Below are 14656 nucleotides of genomic sequence, written 5' to 3'. Positions count from 1 at the left end.
AAAAACGCAAACGGTGTTTATAAAATCGATTGCAGTTATCTCAATTTTGACACGAAGCGCGCGCATTCCGCCCCGGTATCCCCTTTCGGGAAATGCGACCCCACTTTTTGAAGCGTGCGTAAGATGAAAACACCGGTCTTTTATGATCCGTCAGGCAAGCGCAACAAGGCCACGCTGATGGGCGTGATTGCGCTGGCGGCGGCCGCTACCCTGTTGTTTCTGGGTCTGATCCTGTCGGTCCTGTTTGTGCCGGTGCCGCGTCAACTCGACCTACATATGGAGGTCTCACATGCGTCGCGCTGGACCTTCCAGACCCACGATGCGCGCCATCCGCACCGCTTTCGCAATCTGACCCGTCACGCGGATACGCCGCAGAAAATCATCGGCTTTTACGTGCCTTGGGACGATGGCAGCCGCGCCGCTTTTGAGTCCCACGCCAGCGACATGGACGTGGTGATCGGGGCCTTTGCCAGCGTCTCCGGCCCGCAAAACACCTATAGCTATCAGCCGGATGTGCGTTTTCATAAGGTGTTGGCGGCCGCCAAAAAGCCGCCCGTCCTGCTGACCATGGTGCAGAACACCTCGCTCAAGGGCTTTGAACGCGAAAACACGCATCGCCTGCTGACCAATGTCGCCGCCCGGACGCAACTGCTGGCGCAGATCGAAGACACGCTGAGACAGGAAAAATCAAGCGGTGTTGTTTTCGACTTTGAAAATCTGGAACCCGCCGCCCTCAAACCCTATCTCGCCTTCCTGAAAGAGGCGCGCGCGCGTCTGGGGGCCAGGGGATATTCCGTCACCGCCACCGTGCCTGTCGATGACCCCGACTGGAACCTGTCGGCCTTTGCGCAGGTGACCGACAAGCTGTTCCTGATGGTCTATGATCAGCATTCTATGGTCGATAAGGCGGGCCCGATCGCCGCGCAGGACTGGTTCGAGGGGCGTCTGGCGGCGGCCATGAAGGCCGTCCCGGCGGATAAGGCCATCGTCTGTATCGGCAACTACGCCTATGACTGGTCAAAATTCGGCACCACAGTCCTGACGGTGGGGGATGCCTGGCTGATCGCCCACGATTCCGAAGCCCCCGTCGCCTTCGACCGCGCGACCGGCAACAGCGGCTTTGCCTATCAGGAAAACGGCGTCAATCACGAAGTGTGGATGCTCGATGCCGTCAGCGCGTGGAATCAACTGCTGGCCGTTCACGCCACCGATGCCTATGGCGTGGCGCTGTGGCGTCTGGGCTCCGAAGACCCCGGCATCTGGCAGGATTTTGCGCATTTTCAGGGCCAGACCACGCCTGATCTGACGACGCTGAAACCGGCGGGCAATGTCGATGTCGAAGGCGCGGGTGAAATCCTGCGCATCAGCGCCACGCCAACCTTCGGGCACCGCACAGTCCAGTTTGACGCCCAGCGCATGGCGCAAAATCAGGTCTATCAGACCCTGCCCACCCCTTATGTGGTGCGCCGTACCGGTTTCAAACCCGGTTATATCGCCCTCACCTTCGACGATGGTCCCGATCCGAAGTGGACGCCCAAGGTGCTGCAAATCCTGAAGGCCGAACACGTCCCGGCGACCTTCTTCGTGATTGGGGAAAAGGCGCTGGGTCACCCCTTCCTTCTGAAGACCATGCTGGCTGAGGGGAATGAGTTGGGCAACCACACCTATACCCACCCCAACATGGCCAATATCCCCGCCGAATGGGCGAAGGTAGAGCTGAACTCGACGCAGCGCGTGGTCGAAGCCTATACGGGGCGTTCCCTGCGCTGGCTGCGCGCCCCCTATTTCGGGGATGCGGAACCCACGACCGAAAACGAGCTGGCCCCCGCCCTGCTGGGGCAGCAGATGGGCTATACCAGCGTCGGTTTGCACGTTGATTCCGAAGACTGGCAAAAGCCGGGCGTGCAGGCCATCATCGACAATGTCCTGAAAGGCGTCGCTGACGGGGCCGCCAGTGCCGCGTCCGAGGCCTGCAAAGAAGACGTCAACAACTGCCGCTCAGGTCAGATCGTGCTGATGCACGATTCCGGCGGTGATCGTCAGCAGACCATCGACGCCCTGCCGCACATCATCCGGACCCTGAAGGCGCAAGGCTATCAGTTCACGACCGTGAGCGGTCTGACCGACCTGCCGGCGGCGCAGGCCATGCCCGCCCTGTCAGGCAGTGATCTGGCCGCCGTGCGCTTCGATGTCGGCGTGTTCATGCTGCTGGCCTGGGGGGCGATTGGCCTGCAATGGCTGTTTATCGCCGCCATTGTGCTGGGGGTTTTGCGCGCCATCATCCTCAGCGTTATGGCCATCTGGGCCGACTATAGCGGCCATATGGACCCGCCAGCCGAAACCGATGACGGACGTATCGCCGACTTTGTCCATGCGCGGCAGGTCAGCGTCATCATCCCCGCCTTTAACGAAGCCCGCGTCATCGAGGCCTCGGTGCGCCGCGTTTTGACCAGCGTCGATGTCGATATCGAGGTGGTGGTGGTCGATGACGGCTCAAAAGATGAGACCAGCGCCATCGTGACGCGCGCCTTTGCAGACGAACCGCGCGTCACCCTGATCACTCAGGCCAATGCCGGCAAGGCGACCGCCGTTAACAACGGTATCGCCAGAGCCAAAGGCGAAATCATTATTGCACTCGATGCCGATACACAGTTCGAACCGGAAACCATTGCGCGACTGGTGCGCTGGTTCATCCGGCCCGAGATCGGCGCGGTGGCGGGTAATGCCAAGGTCGGTAACCGCTTTAACTTCGTCACCCGCTGGCAGGGCGTGGAGTATGTGACGGCGCAGAATCTGGAACGTTCCGCACTGGCCACCTTCGGCGCCATGATGGTGGTGCCCGGCGCGGTCGGGGCGTGGCGACGTTCGGCGCTCGAAGAGGTCGGCGGCTATCCGCACGACACGCTGGCTGAGGATCAGGATCTGACCATTGCCATTCAGCGGCGCGGCTGGGCCGTGGCCTATGATCAGGACGCCGTGGCGTGGACCGAAGCGCCCGAAAGCTTCGCCGCCCTGATCAAACAACGCTACCGATGGGCCTTCGGCACGCTGCAATGCCTGTGGAAGCACCGCCGCATCCTCAAAGAGGGCAAGCCCAAGGGGCTGGCGCGTATCGGCCTGCCGCAGGCGTGGATTTTCCAGATAGGCTTTTCGGTGATTTCCCCGCTGATTGATTTGGCCCTGCTGATCAATATTGCCGCCACCGCCTGGACGATCAGCCAGCACGGACTGAACCAGACCGATGGCACGCTGGAGCGTATGCTGATCTACTGGACGGTGTTTGCGGCCATCGACGCCCTGTGCGGCTGGATCGCCTACATGCTGGAGCCGCGCGAAAAGCGCTACCCCGTCTTCTGGCTACTGTCGCAACGCTTCGTCTATCGTCAGATCATGTACTATGTGGTGCTGAAGGCGCTGGCCTCGGCCGGGCGCGGGCTGGCGGTCGGTTGGGGCAAGCTGGAGCGCAGCGGGCGCGTCGCCCCGGCGTCAACCCCGCAGCCTTAAATCGCCCTCAGTTGCGGCGGCTGTCCGACGCAGGGCAGGACTGTTGGCAGGTCACGTCCGACGGCCGCGCTGACCGGCAGGCCGTGGCCGCGTTGCGCCATCAGCTCCATCAGATGGCGGGCCGCCGCATAAAGGTCGACTGAGGGTTCCGCTCCCAGTACAAACCGCGCCTGAGCGGTAAAGCGGTCCACCTCTTGCGTCTGAGCGTGGGTGAGCAGGCTCAGAAGCATCTCCTCGTCACGGGTCAGGGCGATCAGGCCCGGACGCCCGATCTCCAGCCGCCGCCGACCTTTAGCCAAGGCTAAAAGCCAGCTGTGAAAGGCTTTCAGCCCTTCGGACGGCTCCGGACCAAAGGCGTGCGCGAACTCACGCTGCAACAGACGACACTGAGGCGAGCAGGCCACCGAGGTGCGCAACGCCCAGGTCAGAAAGTGCTCGGCATAGCGCAACTGACGAAGATCACGCCCCCTGTCTGAAGCCACCTGTGCCATGAGAAAACCGCCTCCTGTACGGATTAACAATTGCGAATAATTCTCATTAGCATTATTGAGAACGAGTCGCAAATTGAAATCTCTATGGGAGTAAGACCGATGAACCCGCGTCTCGAAGACCTGTTGTCCGAACCCATCGTGCAGTTATTGATGGCGCGGGACGGCGTGTCGCCCGATGGGTTGAGAGGCCTTATGCGACGGGTGGCCTTGCGGCGGTCAGGCGCTCCAGACACGCCTGCAACTCATCCGGCCTGAAAGGCTTGGAGAGGTACGCATCCATCCCGGCCAGCAAACAGGCCTCGCGGTCGCCACTGAGGGCGTGCGCGGTCAGGGCCACAATGGGCACGGCCGCGCGCCCGGTTTCGCGCTCCAGCGCCCGGATGCGGCGGGTCGCCTCGTAGCCATCCATCTCCGGCATCTGAAGGTCCATCAGGATCAGGCCGTAACGCCCGGCCTGATAAGCCTCAATCGCTTCGCGGCCATTTTCGGCGCGGTCGTGGGCATAGCCCATCTGTTCAAGGAACAGGCTGGCCACCAGCGCGTTGGCGGGATTATCTTCCACCACAAGAATGCGGATCGGCCCCTCACCTGTCTGCGTCAGTGGCGACAGGTTCAACGGAGAGGCCGGGTAGGGTTTGGCCATGCGGATGACTTCAAAGCGTTTTTCAGGGTGCAGACTGACCATTGAAAGCCAGTCCGCCCAAAGTGATCACGCCCCTGATAAGTATTCCATTCGGAGCGACTCAGCCATGTTTCGCCTTCCAGGTGACATAGGCCTTGAGCGCGCTTTGCGGGCCGCTGCCAAACCACGAATAGCCGCGGCGGCGTTCCGGCTCCACATCATTAATCGTATCGTGCAGGGTCTTGGTACGGTTACCGAAGATGGGCTTCATCGTTTTGAGATCGTAATAGCGCGCCCAGATCGGTCCGGCGCCCGGCTTATCGACCAGCAGACGGTCCTTGCCATCCGGCGTCTTCTCAAAGGCCTTGCCTTCGATCTTTGTGGCCTCCAGTGTCGCGACCCCGGCCACAATCGCCGCCTTCATCTCAGCCGACGGGTTGGGCTGCTTCATCAGATAGACCAGCAGTGATCCGCTTTCCGACGAACTCAACGATGGCATCTCGTAATTGCGCGCCGATGAGGGCGTCAGGGTCAGGGCATCGTATTGCTGCGCCCACATGGTCAGTTTACCGTCGATCACCACCTGCGATTTGAGGAAGACGGCCAAGGCACGTTGTTCCGCCGCCAGCAGGCGCGTGCGCAGGTCGGCCGGCAGGAAGCCAAAGCCCGTCTCGCCACGTCCGGCATCGCCCACCAGACGCGATACCGAGATCATGGCGTTATCATTCAGCGTCATGGCATCGTGATAGCCCCCCATCAGCGGCCACACCTGCGGCCAGCCGCCATTCGGGAACTGCGCATTGAGAAGATAGGTCAGACCACGGATCGCGGCGTCACGATAGCGCATGTCCTGTGTGGCGTTAAAGGCCAGCGCCAGAAACCGCGTCTCGCTTATCGTGGCCCCGTTGTCGATGGTCCCGACATAGCTCCAGCCCGGAACGGTCGGCGCGTCGAAATCACCGGCAGGCTTGGTTTGAAGGCTATTCCCGGCGACAAAATGCTGCCCCTTCGCGCGCGGCTCGCTGTCGTGCGGCTGGTTCTTGCCCCAGCCGCCGGCGGGCGTCTGGAAACTGACGATATTGTCGGCGACCTTGCGGCCTTCTGCCGAGGCATACCATTCAACAGGTTTATCGAGCGGCATGGTCTTTTCACCGTCGCCGGTTTTGGGGTCCGCCGGGATTATGCTCAGCCCCTTGCGCTCGGCCATCAAAGCGGCCTGATCGGCGGCCAGTTGCGCCTGCGATCGCGTCAGATAGTCAAGCCACGCCGCCTGCTCCGCCGCGGGCGCGATGGCCTTGATGCGCTCAGGGTTGAGCGGTGGAAACGGCGTATTGACGCCAATCTGCGCCGCCTGCGCCAGAAGAGGCGCGGCAAAAGGCAAGGTGACAAGGCTGGTGAGCAAGGTACGGCGGTGCATGGCATTTCCCCGGAGATATTAGAATTATGTCTGTTCTGGTTGGGCCTATATGATACCGGTGTCAAACGTGTGGCAAGCCGGAATCCGTCGCTCTGTGCAAGCTTGATTTTACTCAGACAAATGACGGACTATAGTCCAAGAAAACACAACAGGAGTGAGTCATGCAGGGATGGACGCGACGCGGCATAACGGCCGCAGGACTGGGGATGGCTGTGGGCGCGACCGCCGCCGGGGCCGTGACGCCTGAGGCTATACCCGCGACCCCCTTCCCGCTGTCGCAGGTGCGGCTTAAGCCGTCGATCTTCCTGACCTCCATCGAGGCCAACCAGCGCTATCTTCTGTCGCTGTCACCTGACCGCTTTCTGCACAATTTCCGCAAAGGCGCCGGGATGGAACCCAGGGGCCAGGTCTATGGCGGCTGGGAAGCGCGCGGCATTGCGGGCCATAGCCTCGGCCACTACCTGTCCGCCGTATCGCTGATGTACGCGCAGACGGGCAAACCCGAATTTCGTGACCTCGCCGCCTATGTGCTGAGCGAACTGAAGACCATTCAGGCCAAACACGGCGACGGCTATGCGGGCGGCACGACCGTGGGTCGCAACGGTCAGGAAGTGGACGGCAAGATCATCTATGAGGAACTGCGTAAAGGCGACATCCGCACCTCCGGATTTGATCTGAACGGCGGCTGGGTGCCGCTTTACACCTATCACAAGGTGTTTGCCGGGACGCTCGACGCGCATCAGCACGCCGGATTGACCGATGGCCTGAGCGTCGCCACGGGGCTGGGCGACTATCTGGGGACCATTCTCGAAGGCCTGAGCGACGCGCAGATCCAGGAAATCCTGCGCGCCGAACATGGCGGCCTGACCGAGTCCTATGCCGAACTCTATGCGCGAACGCAGAATCCGCGCTGGCTCACCCTGTCGCAGCGTCTGCGTCACCGCGCCATTGTCGATCCGCTGGCCGCCGGGCGCGACGAACTGGCCGGAAAGCACGCCAATACGCAGATCCCTAAGATCGTCGGCTCCGCCCGCCTTTATGAACTGACGCAAAACGCCGAAGATGCGCGCATCGCGCGCTTTTTCTGGCAGACCGTGACGCGCGACCACTCCTACGTCATCGGCGGCAATTCCGACCACGAACATTTTGGTGCGCCGCGGCAACTGGCCAACCGTCTCGATCAGCAGACCTGCGAGGCCTGCAACAGCTACAATATGCTGCGCCTGACGCGGCATCTTTATGGCTGGAGCGGCGATGCGGCCCTGTTTGACTTCTATGAGCGGGCCCACCTCAACCACATCATGAGCCAGCAAGACCCGCAAACGGGCATGTTCACCTATTTCACCGGACTGGCTTCGGGGCTTGGGCGCGTGCATTCGGACCCGACCAACGACTTCTGGTGCTGCGTCGGGTCGGGCATGGAAAGCCATTCCAAGCATGGTGAAAGCATATACTGGAAGCGCGGCGATGACGTGGCGGTGAACCTCTATTACGCCTCGACCCTCAACGCGCCCGAAGCGCAGCTTGAGATGGACACTGCCTTCCCCCTGTCCGATCAGATGGTGATTACGGTGCGCAAGGCCCCCAAATCGCTCGATTTGCGCGTACCCGGTTGGTGCGACGCCCCTGTGCTGAGGGTAAACGGCAAGGCGGCGGGGGTACGTCAGGGCGGTTATCTGCGGCTTACGGGGCTGAAAAGCGGCGACCGTGTTGAGTTGCGCCTGCCCATGCCTTTGCGCGTCGAAGCCATGCCGGACGATGCCAAACTGATCGCCTTCCTCAGCGGGCCGCTGGTGCTGGCCGGTGATCTTGGCCCGTCGGATCAGCCGTGGGAAGGCGTCGATCCGGCGCTGGTGTCCGATGAGGCGGCGCCCCAACTGGTCGCCGCCGGGGGCTTGCATCAGTATCGACTGGGGACGCGGGGCAAGCCGGGCGACCTCAGCCTTACCCCCTTCTTCCTGCAACACCGCAACCGCACCGCCGTCTATTTCCGCCGTTTCGGCAGCGCGGAATGGGTTGGCGAAGAGGCCGTATGGCGTCAGGCGGCGAAGGACCGCGCCGATATGGCCGCCCGAACAGTGGATTTCATTCGGCTGGGTGAGCAGCAGCCGGAAACCGACCACGCCTTTGACGGCACGCCCAATACGGCAACCATCACCCATATCGCTGAACGCGGGCGGTTGATTCAAAAGGGCTATCTGGCTTTTGATCTGAAAATCACCGACGGGCCGCTGGTGCTACAGGTCGCCTATGCCGGGCGCGACCGCAACAAATCCTTCCGTCTGCTGGTCGAAGGGCAGGTGCTCGCGACCGAGACTCTGCCCGGCGAAGCGACGGTGGCGCGCAATATCCTCACCTACCTCCTGCCCCCGGCGTTGACGGCGGGCAAGAGCAAGGTGCGGGTGCGCTTCGAGGCTGACCGCGATCAGTGGGCTTATGTCTATGAGGCGCGGATTTTGCGCGCCGCGAAGGTGTAAGGCTTACGGAAGACCGACCTCGACCTCAAATACCCCCGGCTGTTCAGGCAGTGGCAGCACGTTGCCCGCAATCGGCTGACCATTGAGAGTCAGGCCCGGAGTGCCGCCCCGGCGATAGGTGACGTGGTAGGTCGATCCACGGAACAACCGCGTCGCCTTGGCCTCGGTCCAGTGCGGCGGCAGACAGGGCTGCACGCTTAAGCCCTCGCGCGTACCTTTCAGACCAAACAGCCCCTCGATCAGACTGCGATAGACCCAGGCCACGGTGCCGGTGTTGAACAACTGCGAAGACCGGCCCGCCGTGCGCGGATGGGCATGGAAATCACCGCGGTAATAGTTGGGGATGAAGACCGGAAACTGACCGCGCTGCACATAGTCGGATTCATCGACACCGGCGAGCATTTTACGCATCAGTTCAAAGGCTTTTTCACCTTTCTTCACCTGCGTCAGGCTATAGATATAAAACGCCGCCGCGTGGTTATAGACCGAGCCGTTTTCCGCCACGCCGGGCGATTTTTGCGTCAGACGCCCGACATCTTCGCGCATCTTTGTGTAGGGTGGGCCCAGCATTTCGACACCATAGGGCGTCTCAAGTTCCGCCGCCACGGCCTGCACCATGCGCTCGGCCTGCACCGCCGAAGCCGCGCCCGACAGAAGGGCAAAGCTCTGCGGATTAAGATACAGCCGCCCCTCCGGATCGCGCTTGATGCCAAAGGTCACGTCGTCGTCGGTAATCCCCCGCCCGAACCAGTCGCCGTCCCACAGATGCGTGTTCATGGCCGCGTTCATCGCCTCGGCCTCGGCCGCCCAGGGCTGCGTCTCTCCCGACAGACGCCCCCACAGGCGCAGGGCATAGGCCACGGCGAGGGTCAGCCAGCCGGACACCCCCTTGCCCTTCCAGCCGACCATATTCATCGGGTCGTTCCAGTCGCCCTGATCAATATAGCTCAGCCGGCGATGGTCACGGGTCTTGAGCAGCCAGCGCAGCGCCGCCTCCAGCCGCGCCCGCACGCTTTGGCCGTCAAGCTCGGCGTCCAGCACCGCATAGTCATCGGTCTCATCGAGATAGGCCTCGAGCAGGATAAACAGCCACACACAATGGTCCGTATGCGGCACCTGATTGATGAAGCTGAACTGCGCTCCGTCGTAGAGTTTGATGCCGTCGGGCATAGAGCCGTCGGCGTTTTGCTTTGACAGGGCATAAAGCAGTGACTCTCTGGCGCTTTGCGGGCGCACAAACACCATGCCCAGCGCGTCCTGAAGATAGTTGCGCGTCTGAGGATCGGTGGTCAGGCGGTTGGTGTCGCCGTGATAATAGACCTGCCGCGCCAGCCAGCGGTTCATGAAGGCATCGAAATGCGTATCCGGCGTTTCGATGGTCAACACGCCGCGTCCCTGTTCAACATAGGCGCGCGCCTCACCACAGACACGCTCAAAGGCCTCGGCCCCCAGATAGGCGGCCTTCAGGCGCGCCACCTCGGCCTCATCAAAGGCCGGACCGAAAACAAAATGCCAGACCTGAGTCTCATTGGCCTCCAGCGTCTGATCGAATTGCAGCACCGCAGCAGGCGTTTCATAGAGCGCCTCGCCGCCCTTGAGCCCTGTACGCAGCATGTCCGGGTCGCTCAAACCACCCTCGCCTTCAAAGTCTTCGCGCCGCGTCTCAAAGGCGTTCGGGAGACGATCACACGTGAGGAAGGTTTTGTCTTTAAGGTGCTGGTTTTTAGTGTAATCGTCTATCTTCTGATAGGCGGTTACCGAGCTGGCGATAACCGCGTTCAGGTCGGCATCAAAGCGCGCGCCCTGATTCATCCAGCTCATATAGCCGACCGGGAAATAGGGCACGATGCGCAGGGCGCGCTCTATATCCACCCGGTTGCGGATTTCCAGCCGCCACAGTTCGACCGCTTCATCGACGGGCAGAACCAGACTCCAGCGGATATCGAGATCGTCCTGTTCGACCGACCATTCCAGCCGTTCCGGGTGCTGCGTAAAGGCAAACGTCTTTGGCGCGCGACGCACCGGCTCATGCGGCACGGAGAAATGCCGCTGACTGACCAGATCGCGCACATAGACAAACCGCCCCGGATGATGGGCGTAGTGCGCCGTTTCCGGCAGCATGAAGGTCTTGCCCTCCACGACCGGCGCGTGGCTGTATTTGGCCGGCTCCGGTTGCATGTGCTGGGCCGTGACGAAGCCGCGACAGGTCGCGTGCAGCATCATCTTGCGGTTCCACAGAAAACCGGAGGCACGCGGCATGGCCGTGGCGGAGGTCAGGGTGCAGGAATCGGGGGTCAGGGTGATCAGGCGCATACCGCTTCAAAACACGACAACGTTGTCGGGTCAAGACAGGCGGAAGGCTAAACCGGCAGGGTGATGGCGTTTTTGACCTCTTCCAGCACCGCATAGGTGCGGGTTTCACGCACACCGGGCAGCGACACCAGCGCGTCGCCCAGAAACTGCCGATAGGCCGCCATGTCCTTCACCCGCGCCTTGATCAGATAGTCAAAACCACCCGCAACCATATGACATTCCAGTATTTCCGGCTGGCGCGTCACGGCGTGGCGAAAGGCATCGAACACGTCCTCGGTCGTGCGATCGAGCAGCACCTCTACGAAGATCAGCAGGGCGCGATCGAGCTTGACCGGATCGAGAATGGCCATGGTGCCCAGAATATAGCCATTGGCCTTCAGCCGCTTGACGCGCTCAAAACAAGCCGCCGGTGAGACGTGCACGGCCTCGGCCAGCGCCTGATTGGTCATGCGCCCATCCGCTTGCAGCAGGCGCAGAATCTTGCGGTCGATCTCATCCAGCATGGCATTTTCCCGTTCCGGTTTTGCGCAGAAGATTTGCATAAAATTGGCAATAATGAATAAATATCCTTCGGCCAAATGCGGTAAAATTCCAAGGACATTTTCCATAAACCGGGCATACTTTAAAAAGTTTCATATACGACCATCCCGGAGCCTCCATGACGCCTGCCGACGCCCGCGCCCGCATGATCGCCCTTCATCGCGCCCCTGAGCCGGAGGTGCTGGCGGGCCTGTTGCCCGACGCCACGCTCGATACCGCCACGAGGCAGCGGGTGATGGCGCAGGCGCGCCTGATCCTTCAGGACCTCAAGGCGGCGCAATCGACCGGTTGGGTCAATCGCTTCCTTCAGGAATACCGGCTGAACACGGCCGAAGGCGTTGCGCTGTTGTCGCTGGCCGAGGCCTATCTGCGCGTCCCCGATCCGGAAACGGCCAACCTTCTGATCCGCGACAAGATCGGCGATGCCGACTGGCAGGCGCATAGGGCGAAATCCGGCTCGGCTCTGGTCAATACGGCGACCTTCGGCCTGATCCTCACCCGTGCCTTGGTCGAAGACCCGCAGCAGGCCGGGACGCTGAAAAAGCTGATCACACGTATGGGCGAACCCGTCATCCGTCAGGGCGTCGCCGTCGCCATGAAGATGATGGGGGAGGTCTTCGTCATGGGCCGCACCATCGACGAAGCGCTCGACGTCGCCGCCAAACCCGAAAACAAGGGCTTCACCGCCTCTTTCGATATGCTGGGCGAGTCGGCACGCACCTTTGCCGACGCCGAAAAATACTTCGCCGCCTATGAGCAGGCGCTGGACACGGTCGGCCGTTCGCCAAAAGGCAATGGCCATTCCATTTCGATCAAGCTGTCGGCCCTGCATCCGCGCTACGAGGTCTCCAATCAGGAAACTTGCGTTCCGCAATTGGTCGAGATGATCCGCCATCTGGCCGCCAAGGCCGCGGGCTACGATATGGACCTGACCATCGACGCCGAAGAGACCGAGCGCCTGATGATCTCGCTCGACATCATCGAAGGCGTGCTGCGTGATCCGGCCTTGTCCGGCTGGGACGGCCTCGGCATGGCGGCGCAGGCCTATGGTAAGCGCGCCCGCCCGCTGATCGGCTGGGCGCAGGCCATCGGTCAGGAGACCGGGCATCGGCTTAAGGTGCGTCTGGTCAAGGGCGCCTACTGGGATTCCGAAATCAAGCGCGCGCAGGTCGAAGGCCTTAGCGACTATCCGTTGTTCACGCGCAAACCGGCGACCGATGCCTCCTACCTCGCCTGTGCGAAGGATATGCTGGACGCCTCGCACATCTGGCCGGCCTTTGCGGGCCACAATGCGCTGACCGTGGCCACGATCATGGAGTGGGCGGGCGAACGCCGCGACTTTGAGTTCCAGCGCCTGCACGGCATGGGCGAAGGTCTGCATGAGCGTCTGGTGCGCGAATTGGGCTATAACTGCCGCACCTACGCGCCCGTGGGTGGGCATAAAGAACTGTTGGCCTATCTGGTGCGCCGCCTGCTGGAAAACGGCGCCAACTCGTCGTTCGTGCATCAACTGGCCGACCCAACTGTCAATGAGGAAACGCTTTTGTCCGATCCTGCCGCCCACATCGCCGCCGTCAAAGGCCGCCCGCACCCGGCCATCCCCCTGCCCGCCGGCCTCTTCCCCGGCCGCACCAATTCGCAGGGTCTGGACCTCAGCGATCAGGCCACGCTCGACGCGACGCTGAGCGCCATTGCCACCGTCGGCGCAAAATTTCATACCGCCACGGCGCTGGTGTCGGGTCAGGCGGTCAGCGGCACAGTCAAGACGGTTGTGCGTCCCGCTGACCCGTCGCAGCCCGTCGGCACCGTCATCGAAGCCTCCGCCGAGGACGTGGCGCGCGCCATGAAGGCCGCCGATGCTGCTGCCGATCGCTGGGCCGCGACACCAGTCGAAGACCGTGCCGCCTGTCTGGATCGCCTCGCCGATTTGATGGAAACGCACCGCCTCGAACTGATGGGGCTGTGCGTGCACGAGGCGGGCAAGACCATTGGCGACGCCGTGGCCGAAATCCGTGAAGCCGTCGATTTCTGTCGCTACTACGCCGTCAATGCGCGCGAGCAGTTCCGCCCCGTGACGCTGCCGGGGCCGACGGGCGAGCTGAACGAACTGCGCCTTACCGCCCGGGGCACCTTTGCTTGCATTTCGCCATGGAATTTCCCGCTGGCCATTTTCATCGGGCAAGTGACCGCCGCTCTGGTCGCCGGAAACCCTGTGGTGGCCAAGCCCGCGCCACAAACGCCGCTGATCGCCTTCCGCGCCGTACAACTGGCGCATGAGGCCGGAATCCCGGTCGATGTGCTGCACTTCCTGCCCGGCGGCCCCGAAGTCGGCGCGGCCCTGACCGCTTCATCCGCCGTGCACGGCGTCGCCTTCACGGGTTCGACCGGCACAGCGCGCGCCATCGCCCGCAGCCTGCTCAGCGACGACAGTCGCCCTCTTGTGCCCCTGATCGCTGAAACCGGCGGCCTCAACGCCATGATCGTCGATTCCACCGCCTTGCCGGAACAGGTGGTGGGCGATGTGGTGACCTCGGCCTTCCGCTCCGCCGGTCAGCGCTGCTCGGCCTTGCGCCTGCTGATCGTTCAGGAAGACGTAGCCGACACGATTATCCATATGCTCAAGGGGGCGATGGATGCGCTGGTGCTGGGCGACCCGTCGGATATCCGCACCGATGTCGGCCCGGTCATCGACGCCACCGCGCGCGATAAATTGCTTGCGTATCGCCAGTCCATGCAAACGCAATGGATTCATACGCTTGAGGCCCCGCAAACAGGCCTCTTCGTGCCGCCGACCCTGATCCGCCTCAACGCCATCGAAGACCTGTCGCAGGAATGGTTTGGCCCCATCCTGCACGTCGTCACCTGGAAGGCCGGTGAGCTGGACAGCGTCGTCGCCCGCGTCAATGCGCGGGGCTATGGCCTGACCATGGGCCTTCACTCGCGCGTTGCCGAAACCGCCGAGCGGGTCAAGTCTCTGGCCAAGGTCGGCAACCTCTATGTCAACCGTTCGATGATCGGTGCCGTGGTCGGATCGCAGCCCTTTGGCGGCGAAGGCCTGTCCGGCACCGGCCCCAAGGCGGGCGGCCCGCACTATCTGTTGCGTTTTGCCAGTGAGCGCACCGTCTCTGTCGATACGACTTCGGCAGGCGGCAATGCCACCCTGTTGTCTTTGGCCGAAACAGACATCTGATTTTAGCTACAGATCACCTCTGATGCAGGCGACAAGCAGAAAGAATATCCGTGTACGGCCCGCCTTGGCGGGCCGTATCCGTGTCTATCCGTGGTTATAAAC

At 62.1% G+C, this 14656-nt stretch carries 8 protein-coding genes; 3 read left to right on the top strand and 5 right to left on the bottom strand.

The genetic code is table 11. The features are described from left to right. Positions 1 to 123: 123 nt before the first annotated feature. Positions 124 to 3504: a glycosyltransferase gene (locus EM6_RS03240; protein WP_126420296.1), complete on the top strand. Its 3381-nt coding sequence runs from the start codon at positions 124 to 126 to the stop codon at positions 3502 to 3504. On the opposite strand, the gene EM6_RS03235 is transcribed toward EM6_RS03240, so the two are convergent. The 3 genes from EM6_RS03235 to pelA all read right to left on the bottom strand — a co-directional run bounded on the left by EM6_RS03235 (position 3501) and on the right by pelA (position 6034). Further along, the gene (locus EM6_RS03235; RefSeq protein WP_126420295.1) at positions 3501 to 3995 is read right to left on the bottom strand and encodes a hypothetical protein; all 495 of its coding nucleotides are present in this window, start codon (positions 3993 to 3995) and stop codon (positions 3501 to 3503) included. The genes EM6_RS03240 and EM6_RS03235 overlap by 4 nt on opposite strands. Positions 3996 to 4185: 190 nt before the next feature. Continuing rightward, positions 4186 to 4680 (bottom strand): response regulator, encoded by a 495-nt coding sequence (locus EM6_RS03230; protein ID WP_126420294.1) that lies wholly within the window; start codon positions 4678 to 4680, stop codon positions 4186 to 4188. A gap of 58 nt (positions 4681 to 4738) precedes the next feature. Next, positions 4739 to 6034, bottom strand: coding sequence for a pectate lyase (pelA, locus tag EM6_RS03225; protein ID WP_126420293.1), 1296 nt, complete (start codon positions 6032 to 6034; stop codon positions 4739 to 4741). A gap of 161 nt (positions 6035 to 6195) precedes the next feature. Here pelA and EM6_RS03220 point away from each other — a divergent pair, with 161 nt between their 5' ends. Further along, on the top strand, positions 6196 to 8511 hold the full coding sequence (locus EM6_RS03220) for a glycoside hydrolase family 127 protein (protein ID WP_126420292.1): 2316 nt from the start codon (positions 6196 to 6198) through the stop codon (positions 8509 to 8511). Between the two features lie 3 nt (positions 8512 to 8514). Here EM6_RS03220 and EM6_RS03215 read toward each other — a convergent pair whose 3' ends face one another. Then, positions 8515 to 10824 carry a GH36-type glycosyl hydrolase domain-containing protein gene (locus EM6_RS03215; RefSeq protein WP_126420291.1) on the bottom strand — a complete coding sequence of 770 codons (2310 nt, stop codon included), beginning with the start codon at positions 10822 to 10824 and terminating at the stop codon, positions 8515 to 8517. 47 nt (positions 10825 to 10871) lie between these two features. Beyond that, positions 10872 to 11327, bottom strand: coding sequence for an Lrp/AsnC ligand binding domain-containing protein (locus EM6_RS03210; RefSeq protein WP_126420290.1), 456 nt, complete (start codon positions 11325 to 11327; stop codon positions 10872 to 10874). A gap of 155 nt (positions 11328 to 11482) precedes the next feature. Between EM6_RS03210 and putA the strand changes: the two genes are divergently transcribed. After that, positions 11483 to 14554, top strand: a complete 3072-nt coding sequence (gene putA / locus EM6_RS03205; protein WP_126420289.1) for a bifunctional proline dehydrogenase/L-glutamate gamma-semialdehyde dehydrogenase PutA — start codon at positions 11483 to 11485, stop codon at positions 14552 to 14554. Positions 14555 to 14656 lie beyond the last annotated feature (102 nt).

The organism is Asticcacaulis excentricus (genome assembly GCF_003966695.1).
Lineage (GTDB): Bacteria > Pseudomonadota > Alphaproteobacteria > Caulobacterales > Caulobacteraceae > Asticcacaulis > Asticcacaulis excentricus_A.
The sequence above is the reverse complement of the archived record's forward strand: the minus strand, read 5'-3'. Positions and strand labels throughout refer to the sequence as shown.

Coding starts and splice junctions, on each gene's coding strand:
- EM6_RS03240 (WP_126420296.1), top strand. CDS start 124: ATGAAAACACCGGTCTTTTATGATCCGTCAGGCAAGCGCAACAAGGCC.
- EM6_RS03235 (WP_126420295.1), bottom strand. CDS start 3,995: ATGGCACAGGTGGCTTCAGACAGGGGGCGTGATCTTCGTCAGTTGCGC.
- EM6_RS03230 (WP_126420294.1), bottom strand. CDS start 4,680: ATGGTCAGTCTGCACCCTGAAAAACGCTTTGAAGTCATCCGCATGGCC.
- pelA (WP_126420293.1), bottom strand. CDS start 6,034: ATGCACCGCCGTACCTTGCTCACCAGCCTTGTCACCTTGCCTTTTGCC.
- EM6_RS03220 (WP_126420292.1), top strand. CDS start 6,196: ATGCAGGGATGGACGCGACGCGGCATAACGGCCGCAGGACTGGGGATG.
- EM6_RS03215 (WP_126420291.1), bottom strand. CDS start 10,824: ATGCGCCTGATCACCCTGACCCCCGATTCCTGCACCCTGACCTCCGCC.
- EM6_RS03210 (WP_126420290.1), bottom strand. CDS start 11,327: ATGCTGGATGAGATCGACCGCAAGATTCTGCGCCTGCTGCAAGCGGAT.
- putA (WP_126420289.1), top strand. CDS start 11,483: ATGACGCCTGCCGACGCCCGCGCCCGCATGATCGCCCTTCATCGCGCC.